This window comes from Streptococcus infantis (assembly GCF_047465035.1).
In the GTDB taxonomy this organism is placed as follows: domain Bacteria; phylum Bacillota; class Bacilli; order Lactobacillales; family Streptococcaceae; genus Streptococcus; species Streptococcus infantis_T.
Genome location: NZ_JASHAQ010000011.1, coordinates 52,297 through 67,930 on the forward strand (window position 1 = coordinate 52,297; position 15,634 = coordinate 67,930).

Below are 15,634 nucleotides of genomic sequence, written 5' to 3' on the forward strand. Positions count from 1 at the left end.
AGTTCTATGAAAACACCATTTATTAAACGTGATGCCTTAGAAAAGATTGTTGAGGAGTTTCCAACCCCATTCCATCTTTACGATGAAAAAGGTATCCGCGAGAAAGCACGCGCAGTAAACAAGGCCTTTTCTTGGAATAAGGGCTTTAAAGAATACTTCGCAGTTAAAGCAACCCCAACTCCAGCTATCTTGAAGATTTTGCAAGAAGAAGGATGTGGAGTGGATTGTTCTAGTTATGTAGAACTCTTAATGAGTCATAAGCTTGGGTTTACAGGGGCGGATATGATGTTCTCATCTAATAACACCCCAGATAGAGAATATGCCTATGCTCGTGAATTAGGTGCGACGATTAATTTAGATGCCTTTGAAGATATCGAGCATTTGGAACGTGCAGCAGGCATCCCAGAAATCATCTCTTGCCGTTACAATCCTGGTGGCGTATTTGAACTGGGTACGGACATTATGGATAATCCTGGTGAAGCTAAGTTCGGGATGACTAAGGAACAGCTTTTTGAAGCCTTTGCCATCTTGAAGGAAAAGGGAGCTAAAACCTTTGGGATTCATTCCTTCCTAGCTTCCAATACAGTGACCCACCTCTATTATCCTGAATTGGCACGTCAGCTCTTTGAGCTAGCTGTAGAAATCAAGGAAAAGTTAGGTATTTCACTGGATTTTATCAATCTTTCAGGTGGTATCGGGGTTAACTATCGCCCAGATCAAGAACCTAATGACATTGCTTTGATTGGTGAGGGAGTTCGTCAGGTTTATGAAGAGGTTTTGACACCAGCAGATCTTGGTCAGGTTAAGATCTTTACAGAACTAGGACGTTTCATGTTGGCCCCCCATGGAATTCTCGTTACAAAAGTTACTCATAAAAAGAAAACCTATCGTACTTATCTAGGAGTAGATGCATCAGCTGTCAACCTGATGAGACCAGCTATGTATGGTGCCTATCACCACATCACCAATATGATGCATCCTGATGGTCAGACTGAAGTGGTTGATGTTGTTGGTTCTCTTTGTGAAAACAACGACAAGTTTGCAGTTAATCGTGATCTACCTCAAACAGAAATTGGTGATTTGTTAGTCATTCATGATACAGGTGCGCATGGCTTCTCTATGGGTTACCAGTACAATGCCAAGCTTCGTTCGGCAGAAATTCTATATACAGAGGATGGTGGAGCACGCTTGATCCGCCGAGCCGAGCGACCAGAGGACTATTTTGCGACTCTCTATGGCTTTGATTTTGACAAGGATTAATAAATATTTTGAAAATCATGAAAGTTGAAAGTGAAAAACAGATTGTTTTCTAAAAAATAGGCAAAATCTGTGGTTTTTCTTTTCAGTCATGGTATAATAAAGACTATAAAACGTTTTCAAGGAAGGTAACGATATGTCTGAGGAAATAATTGACTATGGACAAGTGACAGGAATGGTGCATTCGACAGAGAGTTTTGGGGCGGTAGATGGCCCTGGGATTCGTTTTATTGTCTTTTTGCAAGGCTGTCAGATGCGTTGCCAATATTGCCATAACCCAGATACTTGGGCTATGGAAACAAATAAATCTCGTGTACGAACAGTAGATGATGTTCTAGAAGAAGCGCTTCGTTATCGTGGTTTCTGGGGTGACAAGGGAGGTATCACAGTCAGTGGAGGAGAAGCCCTCTTGCAGATTGATTTCTTGATTGCCCTCTTTACTAAGGCAAAGGAAAAAGGTATCCACTGTACCTTGGATACTTGTGCCCTTCCATTCCGTAACAAACCACGCTATCTAGAAAAGTTCAACAAGTTAATGGCCGTGACAGACTTGGTTCTCCTTGATATCAAGGAAATCAACGAAGCACAACACAAGATTGTTACCAGTCAAACCAATAAAAATATTCTGGCTTGTGCTCAGTACTTGTCAGAAATCGGTAAAACTGTTTGGATTCGTCACGTGCTAGTGCCAGGATTGACAGACCGCGATGAAGATTTGATTGAACTTGGTAAGTTTGTAAAAACTCTCAAAAATGTTGATAAGTTTGAAATCTTGCCTTATCACACTATGGGTGAGTTCAAATGGCGTGAGCTTGGGATTCCGTATTCACTTGAAGGAGTTAAACCTCCAACAGCAGATCGTGTTAAGAATGCTAAGGAATTGATGGATACAGAAAGCTATCAAGATTACATGAAACGTGTACATGGATAAAATGAAAGAAGAGGTCGGAATTTTTTCTCGGCCTCTTTTTGACTATAGAAAAGGCTCAGCATTTAAGCTAAGCCTTTTATTTTTTATCTAGAATGTTGTTTACCAGCATTGCGCTTTTTGTTTTTCTTCTTATTAGAAGTTGTGATAGCTGTTGCTGGTTCAGGGGTTACATCTTTACGAGTGCTTGAAGTTTTGCTTGCTTTTGGTGGGTTCTTAGCAAATTCTTCGCGTACTTTTTTACGAAGTTTTGGACGAACGATGTAGTTGATGATAAATTGTTGAAGAATCATCATGAAACCACCGACAACCCAGTAAAGTGTAACGCTGGCTGGTGAGAAGACAGAGAACACGACAATCATGAGAGGGCTCATATAGAGCATCTTCTTGATTTGTTCTCTTTGAGTTTCATCCTCAACTCCATGTAAAGAAAGGAGTGATTGAAGATAGTAAAGGATACCAGCAAAGGCAACCAAAATCATACTAGGTGAGCCTAGAGGAATTCCTAGGTAGCTTGCTTGGGCAACTCCTTCAGTATGTTGGGCAGCAAAGTAGATAGCAGAGAAGAAAGGCATTTGAATGAGGATAGGGAAACATCCCACGCCGCCAAACATGCTGATGCCGTGCTCTTTTTGAGCAGCAAAGAGAGCTTGTTGAGCTTCTAATTTTTCTTCTTGTGTCGTTGCTTCTTTCAGGCGAGTCTGATGTGGTTCAAGGACGTGCTTGAGAGCATTCATCTTTTCAGAGTGAAGGGTCGCCTTCCATGATTGGTAGATACCAAGTGGGAGGATAATCAAGCGAACGATAATGGTTACGATGATGATCCCAACACCGAAACCGAGACCTTGATCATTAGCGAAGTATTTGATAGCTTCTCCCATTGGAGCACCCAAGAAATCCCAAACGGGTCCAGTTGGGAGTCCTGTTGATTTATCAACCTGGACACAACCTGTCAAGACTAATAGCATAGCCACTCCCATGACTGAGAGAGCGATTCGTTTAATTGATTTCACTGTTTTTATTCCTTCTTTAAAAATTATACCTTTCTATTCTACTGTTTTTTTGGAAAATATACAATAGTTCTAGAGACCTAATTTGCGACTTTGAAGTCTGAATAAGATGGAAAGTTACTCAATTGAACATCAAGATAGGTTACTTTAGAGAATGGGGTAGGGCCTTTTCGGATCTCTTGGATAAATTTAGCCATGATGGCTGAAGACTCTGCTTGGGCAAGAATTTCAACGGTTCCGTCATCGTTGTTCCAGACACGACCCGTAATGCCACCTAGTTCTAGAGCTAGGGTATAGACACCCCAGCGGAAGCCCACTCCTTGGACGCGACCTTGGGCGATCATTTTAACCTTTTGCATACCAAACCTCCTTGATTGTGTTATAATATTTCTATGACTATTATAACCTCTAAAGCCAATTCTGTGGTGAAAAATGCCAAAAAATTACATCAAAAAAAATACCGGAAAACCTCATATCTGATTGAGGGATGGCATCTGTTTGAAGAAGCCGTTCAGGCTGGTGCAAAGATTGAGAAAATATTTGCCCTTGCAGAGTATGATGAGAAATTAGTAGCCTATCCTCAGACTGTTTTTGTAACCGAAGAAATCTTGCTCGATTTAGCAGATTCCCAAACACCTCAGGGCATTGTTGCCATTGTTCAAAAGGAGGAGGATCAGTTACCAGATTTGAGCCAAGGAAAGTATCTCTTTTTAGAAGATGTGCAGGATCCTGGAAATGTGGGGACTATGATTCGGACGGCAGATGCAGCAGGTTTTTCTGGAGTCATCGTTTCAAGCAAGTCGGCTGATATCTACAGCCTCAAAACACTTCGTTCCATGCAGGGTAGCCATTTTCATTTGCCGATTTATCGTATGCCTGTTGAAACATTTGTTGAAGAGGCTAAAAAGAATCACTTGCCCATTCTAGCCACCACCTTATCACAAAACTCTAAAAATTATCGTGAACTGGCTCGTCAAGAGGATTTTGCCTTGGTCATGGGAAATGAAGGTCAAGGCATTAGTTCATTCATGACAGACCAGGCAGACCAATTGGTCCACATCAGCATGAAAGGGCAGGCAGAAAGTCTCAACGTTGCCATTGCTGCAGGCATACTCATGTTTTATTTGAGTTAAAATAGTTTATTTTTGTTATAATCAGTAAAAAGATTTCATAAGGAGAAAAAGATATGAATCAAACAATTATTCAAGAACGTTCAGGTTTGAATCAATTTTATGCAAAAGTTTATGCTTTTGTAGGAATTGGGATTGCCTTATCCGCACTTGTTTCAGCCTTGATGTTAACAACCTTCCAAGACCTTCTTGTTCAGTTGATGCTTAATGCCCGCATATGGCTAATCGTGACAGGAGTAGTTGAAGTTGCTCTTGTCATTGCAGCAAGTAATATGGCTTATAAAAATAGCCCAGCAGCTCTTCCGATGTTTCTCATCTATTCAGTAGTGAACGGTTTTTCACTGAGTTTCATCGTGTCGCTCTATCTACCAGGAACGGTTCTAACGGCTTTCATTTCTAGCGCTGCCCTCTTCTTTGTCATGGCAATTATCGGAGTTGTGATTAAAAAGGACTTGAGTGGTATCGGACGTGCTTTGATTGGAGCCCTGGTGGGTCTTATCTTGGCTATGATTGTCAATGTATTCTTAAACAGTGGTCTCTTCGACTACATTATCAGTATTGTCATGGTTCTTGTTTTTGCAGGTTTGATTGCTTGGGATAACCAAAAGATTCGCTATGTTTATGAAGAATCAAATGGTCAAGTCGCTACAGGTTGGGCAATTTCATTGGCGCTTAGCCTCTACCTCGACTTTATCAACCTCTTCCTCAGCTTCTTGCGTATCTTTGGAAGTGACGATTAATACTTTTAGAGCTCAAATGAGCTCTTTTTTAAATTTTTACTTTTATTTTTACTAGCAAAAGGGTATAATCATCTTATTATTTAAAAGGAGAGATGTATGAAGAAAAGTTTTATCCATCAACAGGAAGAAATTTCCTTTGTAAAAAATACCTTTACCCAGTATTTGAAAGATAAGTTAGAAGTTGTAGAAGTGCAGGGGCCAATCTTGAGTAAGGTTGGGGACGGGATGCAGGATAACCTTTCAGGGATTGAACATCCAGTTTCTGTTAAGGTTTTGCAAATTCCAGATGAAACCTATGAAGTAGTGCATTCCCTTGCTAAGTGGAAACGCCATACCTTAGCCCGTTTTGGTTTTGGTGAGGGAGAAGGCCTCTTCGTTCACATGAAGGCTCTTCGTCCAGACGAAGATTCCCTAGATGCGACTCACTCAGTCTATGTAGACCAGTGGGACTGGGAAAAGGTCATTCCAAACGGACAACGCAATCTTGCCTATCTTAAAGAAACGGTAGAAAAGATTTATAAGGCTATTCGTTTGACAGAGTTAGCAGTAGAAGCTCGCTACGACATTGAGTCAATTCTACCTAAACAAATTACCTTTATCCATACAGAAGAGTTGGTAGAACGCTACCCAGACTTGACACCTAAAGAACGTGAAAATGCTATCTGTAAGGAGTTCGGTGCGGTCTTCCTAATTGGTATCGGTGGAGAATTGTCAGATGGAAAACCTCATGACGGACGTGCACCAGACTATGATGACTGGACAACTGAGTCTGAAAATGGCTATCATGGCTTGAATGGGGACATCCTTGTTTGGAATGATAATTTGGGTGCAGCCTTTGAATTGTCTTCAATGGGCATTCGTGTCGATGAAGACACTCTCCGTCGCCAAGTAGCTATCACAGGAGACGAAGACCGTCTAACTTTAGAATGGCATAAGGCTCTCCTAAACGGACTCTTCCCTTTGACAATCGGTGGAGGAATTGGCCAGTCTCGTATGGCTATGTTCCTGCTTCGTAAGAAGCATATCGGTGAAGTCCAAACCAGTGTTTGGCCACGAGAAGTGAGAGACACCTACGAAAATATTCTTTAATCAATCGAGCCGTAAGGTTCGATTTTCTTTTTTTGATAAGAATTTGGTATAATATACGGTATGAAAATCGTATCAGGAATCTACGGAGGGCGTCCGTTAAAGACGCTGGACGGTAAAACAACTCGACCTACTTCAGATAAGGTAAGGGGCGCTATTTTTAATATGATTGGTCCCTACTTTGAAGGTGGGCGTGTGCTAGATCTTTATGCTGGCAGTGGTGGTCTATCCATCGAAGCAGTCTCAAGAGGGATGTCCAGTGCCGTTCTGGTTGAGAAGGATCGCCGAGCCCAGAATATAGTCGCAGAAAATATCCGAATGACTAAGGAAACCTCCAAGTTTCAATTATTGAAAATGGAATCCAGTCGTGCATTAGAACAGGTTGATGGTGTCTTTGATCTTATTTTTTTGGACCCTCCCTATGCAAAAGAACAAATCGTGTCAGATATTGAAAAAATGGCGGAGAGAAATCTTTTTTCAGAGGATGTCATGGTGGTTTGTGAAACCGATAAATCAGTAGAACTTCCAGAAGAAATCGCTTGTTTGGGCATCTGGAAGGAAAAAATATATGGGATTAGTAAGGTGACGGTTTATGTCAGATAAGATTGGGCTATTTACAGGTTCCTTTGATCCGATGACCAATGGACATTTGGATCTCATTGAGCGTGCAAGTAAGCTCTTTGATCAATTGTATGTAGGAATTTTTTATAATCCACATAAAACGGGATTTTTACCGATAGAGAGCCGAAAGAAAACTGTTGAAAAAGCAGTGGCACATCTGAAAAATGTCCAAGTCATAGCTTCTCACGATGAATTAGTCGTTGATGTTGCTAGAAGATTAGGTGCAGAGATCTTGGTGCGTGGCTTGCGTAATGCAACAGATCTTCAGTATGAAGCCAGTTTTGATTTTTACAACCATCAAATAGCGGGAGAAATGGAGACAATCTACCTCCACAGTCGCCCAGAGCATGTTTACATCAGCTCTTCAGCTGTGAGAGAACTATTGAAATTTGGTCAAGATATCAGTGGGTATGTACCAAATGCTGTCCTAGAGGAGTTAAACAATGAAGAAAAAAACTAGATGGCCCTTATATCTCATTATTGGGCTCATTATCACTTTTATCGCTTTTACGGTGCCCCTGCCTTATTATATCGAGGTGCCAGGAACTTCTGAAGATATTCGAAAGGTTTTACAAGTTAATAACCAACCTGACCAAGAGGAAGGTTCCTACCAATTTGTGACGGTTGGAGTTAAGCACGCTAGACTGGTTGACTTAGTCTATGCTTGGCTAACACCTTTTACGGACATACATAGTGCCAAAGAGATGACTGGTGGTTCGTCAGATGCGGAATTTATGCGAATCAACCAGTTTTACATGGAAACTTCGCAAAACATGGCCAAATATCAAGGTTTGAAGACGGCTGGTAAGGAAATTGAACTCAAATATCTGGGTGTCTATGTTTTGACTGTAACAGATAACTCGACTTTCAAGGGAGTTCTCAATATTGCTGACACCGTAACCGCTGTTAATGATAAGACTTTTGAGAGTTCCAAGGAGATGGTTGACTACGTTAATTCTCAAACTCTAGGTGATCAGGTTAAGGTTACTTATGAGGAGGATGGAAAAGTCAAAACTGCCGAAGGGAAAATTATTACTCTGGAAAATGGGAAAAACGGTATTGGAATCGGTTTGATTGACCGCACAGAAGTGTCAAGTGATGTGCCAATCAAGTTTTCAACGGCTGGCATTGGTGGTCCGAGTGCTGGAATGATGTTTAGTTTATCCATTTATACGCAAATTGCAGATCCTACTCTTCGAAATGGACGCATCATTGCTGGTACAGGAAGCATCGATAGAGATGGTAACGTAGGTGACATTGGTGGAATTGATAAAAAAGTGGTTGCCGCAGCTAAAAAGGGAGCAACTGTATTCTTTGCTCCTAACAATCCAGTAACTGAGGAAGCTAAAAAGGCAAATCCAAATGCCAAGAGTAACTATGACACAGCTCTAGAAGCAGCTCAAATGATTAAAACAGACATGAAAATCGTTCCAGTCAAAACGCTTCAAGATGCGATTGACTATTTGAAAAACAATCCTTAAACAGTAGGCGAATCCCTAAACTAGCGTAGAAAAAAAGAAGATGGTATAATAGGCAAATGATTCAATTGTTTTTTACCCTTAGTAGTCATATGTTTTTTGTCTACCTAGTCTTTCAGCTCTTGAAAGATTTGGTCAGATGGGATCAAATTTTGAAGGTGACAAAGGATAATGCGAAGAAGGTTCGACTCTTGGTAGTATTGTGTAGTATCGGTTTAGGATATCTGATTAGTTCCTTTTTCCTAAATCTCTACCAACTTTGGCAAGAAGCAGTACGTGGTCTGCTATAATTTATATGTTACAGGGATTATAATAAGCAGATGTTTAGGTAGTTAACAAAAATATTGGGAGAATTAAATATAATGGATATTGTAATTTTATTGTTAATAACGCTATTAATTTATTTGTTGCCCCAAAATAAGGAATATCTAAGTGTTGAATCTACATCAGGGCTTAGAGGTTTCCTTGCTTTAGGGATCATATTTCATCATTTATCACCATTGGTTAAAACTGGCGAAGAATTTTCTAATTTTTCATATATGGGGACCTATATTGTTTCTATATTTTTCTTCTTATCTGCTTACGGGTTGTATGTTCAAAATGAAAGTAAGGAAAATTACCTAGATAATTTTTTAGAAAAAAGACTTTCTAAAATTATGGTTCCATTTTTTATTATCTCTTTGATTTATATGTTTGATAGATTCGTAAACGGTCAATTAATGGATTTAAATTTTTTTATTAATTTATTTAAAAAAGGAAGTACAATTATATATAATGGTTGGTTTGTTGATATTATAATTTTAATGTATGTGTTCTTTTATATATCGTTTAAGTTTTTTCAAAATAAGTTCTTATCTATTATTGTCAATACAATATTTATAATCTGTTATATCTGTTTGGCTATAAAATTAGGCTATAGCGTCTGGTGGTACAATAGTGCTTTGGCCTTCGTTATTGGTCTAATATGGGCTAAAAATCAAAATAAAATTGATAGATTTTTAGATAGGTATTACTTTATAGCAATTATTTTAGTCACTGTGTTGCTCTTTTTATCACATAAATACAATATTTTATTGAAGTATATACATTTAGAAGATAGCTATAGTTATGCACTGGCGGCTAATTTAGATAATATTATTTTTACAATCTACTTTATTATTGTTTTTCTGAAAAAAATAAATTTTTCAAATATGTCTTTGATTTTACTAGGTAGTATATCGTTTGAATTATATATGATACATGGATTAGTAATCTCTATTTTAGAAAAAATATTTGTGTCATCCAGAGTAAATGATGTGTTATTTACATTTTTTGTATTGATGATAAGTCTGATTTTGGCTTGGATTATTAACAAATTAGTTAATAGGTTTACTCAAAAAGTAAGTCTATTTATAAAATCAACATTAAAGGAAAATACTCTATGGAAAAAATTGTAGTTCAAGGTGGCGATAATCGTTTGGTTGGAAGTGTTACCATCGAGGGCGCAAAAAATGCAGTTTTGCCACTGCTTGCAGCAACTATTTTAGCAAGTGAAGGAAAAACAGTCTTAAAAAATGTTCCTATTTTATCGGATGTTTTTACCATGAATCAGGTGGTTCGTGGATTAAATGCGAAAGTAGACTTTGATCAAGAAGCACATATTGTTGAAGTTGATGCAACCGGTGATATCACAGAAGAAGCTCCCTATAAGTATGTCAGCAAGATGCGTGCTTCAATTGTAGTATTGGGGCCAATCTTGGCTCGTGTAGGACACGCAAAGGTTTCTATGCCAGGTGGTTGTACTATCGGTAGTCGCCCTATCGACCTTCACCTAAAGGGACTCGAAGCGATGGGGACTCAAATTACTCAAACGGCAGGATATATCGAAGCTAAGGCAGAACGCTTGCACGGAGCTCACATTTACATGGACTTCCCAAGTGTAGGTGCTACTCAAAACTTGATGATGGCGGCAACTCTTGCTAACGGCGTTACAGTCATTGAAAATGCTGCGCGTGAACCTGAGATTGTCGACTTAGCTGTTCTCCTAAATAAAATGGGTGCCAAGGTCAAAGGTGCAGGAACAGAAACTGTGACGATTACTGGTGTTGAGCAACTACATGGTGCGACCCACAATGTTGTACAAGACCGTATTGAAGCAGGTACCTTCATGGTAGCAGCTGCCATTACAGGTGGAGATGTCTTGATTCAAGATGCCATCTGGGAACACAATCGTCCCTTAATTGCTAAATTATTGGAAATGGGTGTTGAAGTCATCGATGAGGACGAAGGAATTCGCATTCGTTCTCAACGTGAAAAATTAAAGGCTGTTCACGTTAAGACACTTCCACATCCAGGATTTCCGACAGACATGCAAGCGCAGTTCACTGCTCTGATGACCGTTGCTCAAGGTGAGTCAACTATGGTAGAGACTGTATTTGAGAATCGTTTCCAACATTTAGAGGAAATGCGTCGTATGGGCTTGCACTCTGAAATCATCCGTGATACAGCCCGTATCGTCGGAGGACAGCCTCTCCAAGGGGCAGAAGTTCTATCGACAGACTTACGTGCCAGCGCAGCCTTGATTTTGACAGGCTTGGTAGCTGAAGGCGAAACAGTTGTAGGAAAACTTGTCCATTTAGATAGAGGTTACTACCGTTTTCATGAAAAATTAGCCCAGTTAGGAGCTAAGATTGAACGGGTAAGTGTGGAAGCTGATGAAGATGAATAAACAATCCAAATATGTCTTACGTCGCTTTATCCTAGTAATTGTAGTATTACTGCTAGGATTCTTAGCTCTTGCTATTGGTTTGATGATTGGCTATGGTATTCTAGGAAAAGGTCAAGATCCTTGGGCTATTTTAGCACCAGCAAAATGGCAAGAACTCATCGCAAAATTTACAGGAAAATAGGCTGGGAGACCAGTCTTTTTCTAGGAAGTGAATGTAATACTCAATGAAAATCAAAGAGCAAACTAGGAAGAGAGCTGCAGGTTGCTCAAAACACCGTTTTGAGGTTGTGGATAGAACTGACGAAGTCAGCTCAAAATACTATTTTGAGGTTGCAGATGGAAGCTGACGTGGTTTGAAGAGATTTTCGAAGAGTACAAGGAGAAAATATGAATAAAAAAACAAGGCAGGCCCTACTTGGCCTCTTGCTCTTTTTGCTCTTGTCAGCAGGAAGCTACTATATTAAACAAATGCAGTCTTCCAACACTGCACCACAAACACAAGTAAAACAAAAATCACAGTCGTCTGATACTCCAAGTCAAGAACTGGCAGAAAGTGCCCTAACAGATTCGGTTAAAAAACAAATCAAGGGCACGCTAGAATGGAATGGAGCAGGAGCCTTTATCGTCAATAACAATAAAACCAATCTGGATGCTAAGGTTTCAAGCAAACCCTATGCAGATAACAAGACAAAAACTGTAGGTGGGGAGACGGTTCCAACTGTCGCTAACGCCCTCATGTCAAAAGCGACAAGACAGTACAAAGATCGTGAAGAGACTGGGAATGGTTCAACATCTTGGACGCCTGCGGGTTGGCATCAGGTTAAGAATCTAAAGGGAAGTTACAACCATGCGGTCGATAGAGGGCATTTGTTGGGCTATGCCTTAATCGGTGGGTTAGATGGCTTTGATGCTTCTACTAGCAATCCTAAAAACATTGCCGTACAGACAGCTTGGGCCAACCAAGCGCGTGCAGAAGATTCTACAGGCCAAAACTATTATGAAAGTCTGGTTCGAAAAGCTCTAGATCAAAACAAACGAGTGCGTTACCGCGTAACATTACTCTATGCTACTGAGCAAGATTTGGTGCCGTCAGCTTCTCATATTGAAGCCAAGTCCTCTGATGGGGAGTTGGAGTTTAATGTCGTTATTCCAAATGTCCAAAAGGGAATTCAGTTAGATTACCGAACAGGTGAGGTCACAGTCACAAAAAATAGCTAATTGATCAAGAGGTTGAGGAAAAATCCCAACCTCGTTTTTTATTAGTCATGAACTGTAGAAACGATTGCTTGTTTTTTGCTCTTCTGATTTTAAAGAGCCTTTTTGAAGATTCACAAGGCTTGAGCTAGGGTGTCAGGACTTGGATTGCAGCTCTCTATTCAGCGCCCCTTTATCATAGAAATTGAAAATTAATGTGTAAAAATTGGAAAATATGGTATAATGGTTTCAATTATACTTTTTAGGAGAAGGAAAATGGAAGACCCGAGCAGTCAGGATTTGTTACTGCAATTTGTTTTATTAGTTGTTTTGACCTTTTTAAATGCCTTTTTCTCTGCAACAGAAATGGCCATGGTTTCACTTAGTCGTTCACGTGTTGAGCAAAAAGCTGAAGAGGGAGATAAACGCTATATCCGTTTGCTAAAGGTGCTTGAAAACCCTAATCACTTTTTATCAACCATTCAAGTTGGTATCACCTTAATTACGATCTTGTCAGGGGCTAAACTAGCAGATTCACTTGGAGAGTTGATCGCCTCTTGGATGGGAAATAGCGAAACTGCCTATGCGGTAGCTAGCTTCTTATCATTAGCTTTCTTGACCTATATTTCTATTGTTTTTGGTGAGCTTTATCCTAAGCGAATTGCTCTAAATCTTAAGGATGCCTTGGCTATCCGAACAGTACCGTTTATTATTGGACTTGGTAAGATTGTGAGTCCCTTCGTTTGGATGCTCTCAGCATCAACTAATCTCTTGAGTCAATTGACACCGATGACATTTGACGATGCAGATGAAAAAATGACTCGTGATGAGATTGAGTACATGTTGTCTAAGAGTGAAGAAACTTTGGATGCAGATGAAATTGAAATGTTGCAGGGGATTTTCTCACTCGACGAACTCATGGCACGTGAAGTCATGGTTCCACGAACAGATGCCTTTATGGTAGATATTCAGGATGATACTCAAACCATTATCCAAAGTATCTTGAAACAGAATTTTTCTCGTATTCCTGTTTATGATGGAGATAAGGACAATGTTATTGGATTGATTCATACTAAGAGTCTCCTTAAAGAAGCCTTTGCCAGCGGGTTTGACAATATTGTCTGGAAGCGAATCTTACAAGATCCACTCTTTGTACCTGAAACTATTTTTGTGGATGATTTATTAAAAGAGTTTAGAAATACTCAAAGACAGATGGCTATCCTTCTGGATGAGTATGGAGGAATGGCTGGTTTGGTCACTCTTGAGGATTTACTTGAAGAGATTGTTGGTGAGATTGATGATGAAACTGACCGAGCTGAAGTCTATGTTCATACAATTGGAGAAGATACCTATATCGTCCAAGGTACAATGAATTTAAATGACTTTAATGACTACTTTGATGTCGAACTTGAAAGTGACGATGTAGATACCATTGCAGGTTACTATTTGACTGGTGTGGGAACTATTCCAACATCAGAAAAACTTAGCTATGAGTTAGAAAGTAGCAATAAGCATATCACTCTAACCAATGATAAGGTCAAAAATGGACGTGTAACCAAGCTTAAGGTTCAAATCCAAGAACTCGAGTCAGAAGAAGAAACAGAATAAAACAAAAGCTTTATCAGAGTAGAACTGATAAAGCTTTTCTGGTAGTAAAAAAGAAAAGACCCCTGTAGGAGCCTTTGATAATATAGAGGCGGTAGACGGCTGGTACTACCTGAAACCAGATGATAGTAAGACAGACAAGCCAGAGTTTACGATTGAGCTTGATGCTTGATTACGACCAAATAAAATGTGATATAATAGTTGTGGAATAACGGAGGAAATGATGAATCATGAAAAAATTGGTCAGGTTACTAATGAAGTAAAAGAGATTTTTAATATTGTTCTTGAAGCGAGCGACATCAAGGTTAACAAAGAAGGGCTGAGAAGTCATATGATGAAACGCCATCATAATGATGTAATTCAGCATATTGAAGACTTGGAACTCATACTAAGTAATCCAGATTTCGTTTGGATCAATCCACGAGAGAAAGGCGCTAGTTTTGAATATGTAAAAAGATTTGATGATAATGTACTTGTTGCAATCAAGTTACATAAAAGTGGCGATTTCTTTTACGTCCCGACCATGTATCGTATACAAGATTACAAGTTACAAAGTCGTATTAAGTCTGGTAGATTGAGAAAAATTGACAAAAAAAGTAGATAGTGCTAGAATAAAATTAACGGAAGACATTTGAGGGCAGAAAGGTTCCTGCCGCACCTTGAAAAAGGTATCTGAGATGCTGGGTACACCGACCAGCCAAGTGTCCGTTATTTCAAAAGAGGGGCTGTAATGCTCCTTTTTTATTCGAGAATTTTAAAATAGATTACACAAACCGCAGGCTCAGGATTGAGGTTTTTGGGTTTGAGATATGCTTGATAGTTGTTTGAAATTATTGCCCCCCCTTTTTATAGATAGAGGGGGAGTGTTCTTTTTCACTTGAACGCTTTTCTCTGAGAGTAGAAAAAGTGCCCCCCTATTTTCTTGAAGTGTACGAGCGTAATCAATTATGTTGATAGCGTGTTTTAACCACATATTTATAATGTCTGATACACCATTTTTATATTTATCCACAGCTTGAATAGACACACTACAGTTTTTGCTGATAGCATAGGCTGTGGCGTTGTCTAAAAGCCAGCGGATAGCTTTAATATCTACTGACATATATTACTTCGTAAAATACCAAATCGCAAATAGGAGTAGAAGAAGTCCAATAATAAATTCAACTTTTTCACGCTTGGTGGTTTTTCTAATTTTTAGATTTACTTTCATTATTTTTCCTGTTATAATTTAAGTTCACCCCCGAAGGGGTGGATAGTGATTTCTCACTATCCAAATTCGATGTGCCATTCAAAGCTGATTATAAATAAGTTTATTATGATGACTAGCTTATTTGTTTTTACTTTGAGTGGCTTCTTTTTGCACTTAAACATTTTGTGTTCCGTGTCTAAGTTTCCTCCTTAAACTTAGATGCGTGTTGTACAATTAAAGTTGCATAACGTCAATAGTTTTAATGAAGTTTTTAAAACGTCCTCGCCCCAAACTCGCCCCAACAGTTTTTTAAAGTTATCCTTTTTTATCATGAAATAAAAATAAAAAAGCCCTATTTTATGGGCTTTTTGTCTGGATAAATTCCGATAAAATCGGTATTATAAGGCGGTAGACGGATTTGAACCGACGATCAAGCTTTTGCAGAGCCGTGCCTTACCACTTGGCTATACCGCCTTAACTTTTATTATTATACCTTTTAAATTAAATCTCGTCAATAGTTTCTTTTCTGAAAATGTAAGTTTTCCTGCTTTCAAAAGGCATGGCTAAATTCGCAAACTAAGTTCCACCGCTATTAGAAGTGGAAGTTAATCTGATAAAAATCCTAAAAACCAGTGGAAATCCGTGTCAGGGTAAGTTCCACTGGTTTTAATAATGCTTGATTTCATCGT

The 15,634-nt window shown here is 39.2% G+C and carries 19 protein-coding genes and 1 tRNA gene; 16 read left to right on the forward strand and 4 right to left on the reverse strand.

Annotation, left to right across the window (positions count from 1 at the left end; genetic code table 11):
• Positions 1-6 precede the first annotated feature (6 nt).
• Both QM406_RS06415 and pflA read left to right on the forward strand, forming a co-directional pair.
• On the forward strand, positions 7-1,260 hold the full coding sequence (locus QM406_RS06415; protein WP_414273746.1) for a diaminopimelate decarboxylase: 1,254 nt from the start codon (positions 7-9) through the stop codon (positions 1,258-1,260).
• A 133-nt stretch (positions 1,261-1,393) separates the two neighbouring features.
• The gene (gene pflA, locus QM406_RS06420) at positions 1,394-2,188 is read left to right on the forward strand and encodes a pyruvate formate-lyase-activating protein (protein ID WP_414273747.1); all 795 of its coding nucleotides are present in this window, start codon (positions 1,394-1,396) and stop codon (positions 2,186-2,188) included.
• A gap of 83 nt (positions 2,189-2,271) precedes the next feature.
• Here the strand turns inward: pflA and yidC are convergent, their stop codons facing one another.
• Entirely contained in the window at positions 2,272-3,198 is a 927-nt protein-coding gene (yidC, locus tag QM406_RS06425; RefSeq protein WP_045762702.1) for a membrane protein insertase YidC, read from the reverse strand.
• Between the two features lie 77 nt (positions 3,199-3,275).
• Positions 3,276-3,554, reverse strand: coding sequence for an acylphosphatase (locus tag QM406_RS06430; protein WP_001174501.1), 279 nt, complete (start codon positions 3,552-3,554; stop codon positions 3,276-3,278).
• A gap of 33 nt (positions 3,555-3,587) precedes the next feature.
• Here QM406_RS06430 and QM406_RS06435 point away from each other — a divergent pair, with 33 nt between their 5' ends.
• The 14 genes from QM406_RS06435 to QM406_RS06500 all read left to right on the forward strand — a co-directional run bounded on the left by QM406_RS06435 (position 3,588) and on the right by QM406_RS06500 (position 14,360).
• Complete coding sequence (locus QM406_RS06435; protein ID WP_315639875.1) at positions 3,588-4,328, forward strand: RNA methyltransferase; 741 nt, start codon at positions 3,588-3,590, stop codon at positions 4,326-4,328.
• A 53-nt stretch (positions 4,329-4,381) separates the two neighbouring features.
• Complete coding sequence (locus tag QM406_RS06440; protein ID WP_075228308.1) at positions 4,382-5,065, forward strand: Bax inhibitor-1 family protein; 684 nt, start codon at positions 4,382-4,384, stop codon at positions 5,063-5,065.
• A gap of 96 nt (positions 5,066-5,161) precedes the next feature.
• Positions 5,162-6,154, forward strand: coding sequence for an aspartate--ammonia ligase (asnA, locus tag QM406_RS06445; RefSeq protein ID WP_315639874.1), 993 nt, complete (start codon positions 5,162-5,164; stop codon positions 6,152-6,154).
• A 60-nt stretch (positions 6,155-6,214) separates the two neighbouring features.
• Positions 6,215-6,754 carry a 16S rRNA (guanine(966)-N(2))-methyltransferase RsmD gene (gene rsmD, locus QM406_RS06450; RefSeq protein WP_045762698.1) on the forward strand — a complete coding sequence of 180 codons (540 nt, stop codon included), beginning with the start codon at positions 6,215-6,217 and terminating at the stop codon, positions 6,752-6,754.
• Positions 6,744-7,232, forward strand: a complete 489-nt coding sequence (coaD, locus tag QM406_RS06455) for a pantetheine-phosphate adenylyltransferase (protein WP_315639870.1) — start codon at positions 6,744-6,746, stop codon at positions 7,230-7,232. The genes rsmD and coaD overlap by 11 nt, the downstream gene beginning before the upstream one ends.
• Positions 7,216-8,253, forward strand: coding sequence for a SepM family pheromone-processing serine protease (locus QM406_RS06460; protein WP_000730763.1), 1,038 nt, complete (start codon positions 7,216-7,218; stop codon positions 8,251-8,253). Before coaD ends, QM406_RS06460 begins: the two co-directional genes overlap by 17 nt.
• A gap of 56 nt (positions 8,254-8,309) precedes the next feature.
• Positions 8,310-8,540 carry a DUF1146 family protein gene (locus QM406_RS06465; RefSeq protein WP_371559349.1) on the forward strand — a complete coding sequence of 77 codons (231 nt, stop codon included), beginning with the start codon at positions 8,310-8,312 and terminating at the stop codon, positions 8,538-8,540.
• A 72-nt stretch (positions 8,541-8,612) separates the two neighbouring features.
• The gene (locus QM406_RS06470) at positions 8,613-9,686 is read left to right on the forward strand and encodes an acyltransferase family protein (protein ID WP_414273748.1); all 1,074 of its coding nucleotides are present in this window, start codon (positions 8,613-8,615) and stop codon (positions 9,684-9,686) included.
• Positions 9,671-10,957, forward strand: a complete 1,287-nt coding sequence (gene murA / locus QM406_RS06475; protein WP_414273749.1) for a UDP-N-acetylglucosamine 1-carboxyvinyltransferase — start codon at positions 9,671-9,673, stop codon at positions 10,955-10,957. The genes QM406_RS06470 and murA overlap by 16 nt, the downstream gene beginning before the upstream one ends.
• Positions 10,944-11,138 (forward strand): DNA-directed RNA polymerase subunit beta, encoded by a 195-nt coding sequence (locus QM406_RS06480; protein ID WP_080980079.1) that lies wholly within the window; start codon positions 10,944-10,946, stop codon positions 11,136-11,138. Before murA ends, QM406_RS06480 begins: the two co-directional genes overlap by 14 nt.
• A gap of 43 nt (positions 11,139-11,181) precedes the next feature.
• Positions 11,182-11,304: a hypothetical protein gene (locus QM406_RS06485; protein WP_006152040.1), complete on the forward strand. Its 123-nt coding sequence runs from the start codon at positions 11,182-11,184 to the stop codon at positions 11,302-11,304.
• A 40-nt stretch (positions 11,305-11,344) separates the two neighbouring features.
• A complete protein-coding gene (locus QM406_RS06490) occupies positions 11,345-12,175 on the forward strand; it encodes a DNA/RNA non-specific endonuclease (protein WP_414273750.1) in 831 nt (276 codons plus the stop codon).
• A gap of 252 nt (positions 12,176-12,427) precedes the next feature.
• Positions 12,428-13,759: a hemolysin family protein gene (locus QM406_RS06495; RefSeq protein ID WP_414273751.1), complete on the forward strand. Its 1,332-nt coding sequence runs from the start codon at positions 12,428-12,430 to the stop codon at positions 13,757-13,759.
• A 220-nt stretch (positions 13,760-13,979) separates the two neighbouring features.
• Entirely contained in the window at positions 13,980-14,360 is a 381-nt protein-coding gene (locus tag QM406_RS06500; protein ID WP_414273754.1) for a PBECR2 nuclease fold domain-containing protein, read from the forward strand.
• 177 nt (positions 14,361-14,537) lie between these two features.
• On the opposite strand, the gene QM406_RS06505 is transcribed toward QM406_RS06500, so the two are convergent.
• Both QM406_RS06505 and QM406_RS06510 read right to left on the reverse strand, forming a co-directional pair.
• Positions 14,538-14,858: a hypothetical protein gene (locus QM406_RS06505; RefSeq protein ID WP_414273752.1), complete on the reverse strand. Its 321-nt coding sequence runs from the start codon at positions 14,856-14,858 to the stop codon at positions 14,538-14,540.
• A 490-nt stretch (positions 14,859-15,348) separates the two neighbouring features.
• Positions 15,349-15,419 (reverse strand) — tRNA-Cys (locus tag QM406_RS06510).
• Positions 15,420-15,634 lie beyond the last annotated feature (215 nt).

Excerpts from the sequence above, each read along its gene's own strand:
- QM406_RS06415 (WP_414273746.1), top strand. The coding sequence starts at position 7 with ATGAAAACACCATTTATTAAACGTGATGCCTTAGAAAAGATTGTTGAG.
- murA (WP_414273749.1), top strand. The coding sequence starts at position 9,671 with ATGGAAAAAATTGTAGTTCAAGGTGGCGATAATCGTTTGGTTGGAAGT.
- QM406_RS06500 (WP_414273754.1), top strand. The coding sequence starts at position 13,980 with ATGAATCATGAAAAAATTGGTCAGGTTACTAATGAAGTAAAAGAGATT.
- QM406_RS06480 (WP_080980079.1), top strand. The coding sequence starts at position 10,944 with ATGAAGATGAATAAACAATCCAAATATGTCTTACGTCGCTTTATCCTA.
- QM406_RS06490 (WP_414273750.1), top strand. The coding sequence starts at position 11,345 with ATGAATAAAAAAACAAGGCAGGCCCTACTTGGCCTCTTGCTCTTTTTG.
- QM406_RS06465 (WP_371559349.1), top strand. The coding sequence starts at position 8,310 with ATGATTCAATTGTTTTTTACCCTTAGTAGTCATATGTTTTTTGTCTAC.
- rsmD (WP_045762698.1), top strand. The coding sequence starts at position 6,215 with ATGAAAATCGTATCAGGAATCTACGGAGGGCGTCCGTTAAAGACGCTG.
- pflA (WP_414273747.1), top strand. The coding sequence starts at position 1,394 with ATGTCTGAGGAAATAATTGACTATGGACAAGTGACAGGAATGGTGCAT.
- QM406_RS06440 (WP_075228308.1), top strand. The coding sequence starts at position 4,382 with ATGAATCAAACAATTATTCAAGAACGTTCAGGTTTGAATCAATTTTAT.
- asnA (WP_315639874.1), top strand. The coding sequence starts at position 5,162 with ATGAAGAAAAGTTTTATCCATCAACAGGAAGAAATTTCCTTTGTAAAA.
- coaD (WP_315639870.1), top strand. The coding sequence starts at position 6,744 with ATGTCAGATAAGATTGGGCTATTTACAGGTTCCTTTGATCCGATGACC.
- QM406_RS06460 (WP_000730763.1), top strand. The coding sequence starts at position 7,216 with ATGAAGAAAAAAACTAGATGGCCCTTATATCTCATTATTGGGCTCATT.
- QM406_RS06435 (WP_315639875.1), top strand. The coding sequence starts at position 3,588 with ATGACTATTATAACCTCTAAAGCCAATTCTGTGGTGAAAAATGCCAAA.
- QM406_RS06470 (WP_414273748.1), top strand. The coding sequence starts at position 8,613 with ATGGATATTGTAATTTTATTGTTAATAACGCTATTAATTTATTTGTTG.
- QM406_RS06485 (WP_006152040.1), top strand. The coding sequence starts at position 11,182 with ATGAAAATCAAAGAGCAAACTAGGAAGAGAGCTGCAGGTTGCTCAAAA.
- QM406_RS06430 (WP_001174501.1), bottom strand. The coding sequence starts at position 3,554 with ATGCAAAAGGTTAAAATGATCGCCCAAGGTCGCGTCCAAGGAGTGGGC.
- QM406_RS06505 (WP_414273752.1), bottom strand. The coding sequence starts at position 14,858 with ATGTCAGTAGATATTAAAGCTATCCGCTGGCTTTTAGACAACGCCACA.
- QM406_RS06495 (WP_414273751.1), top strand. The coding sequence starts at position 12,428 with ATGGAAGACCCGAGCAGTCAGGATTTGTTACTGCAATTTGTTTTATTA.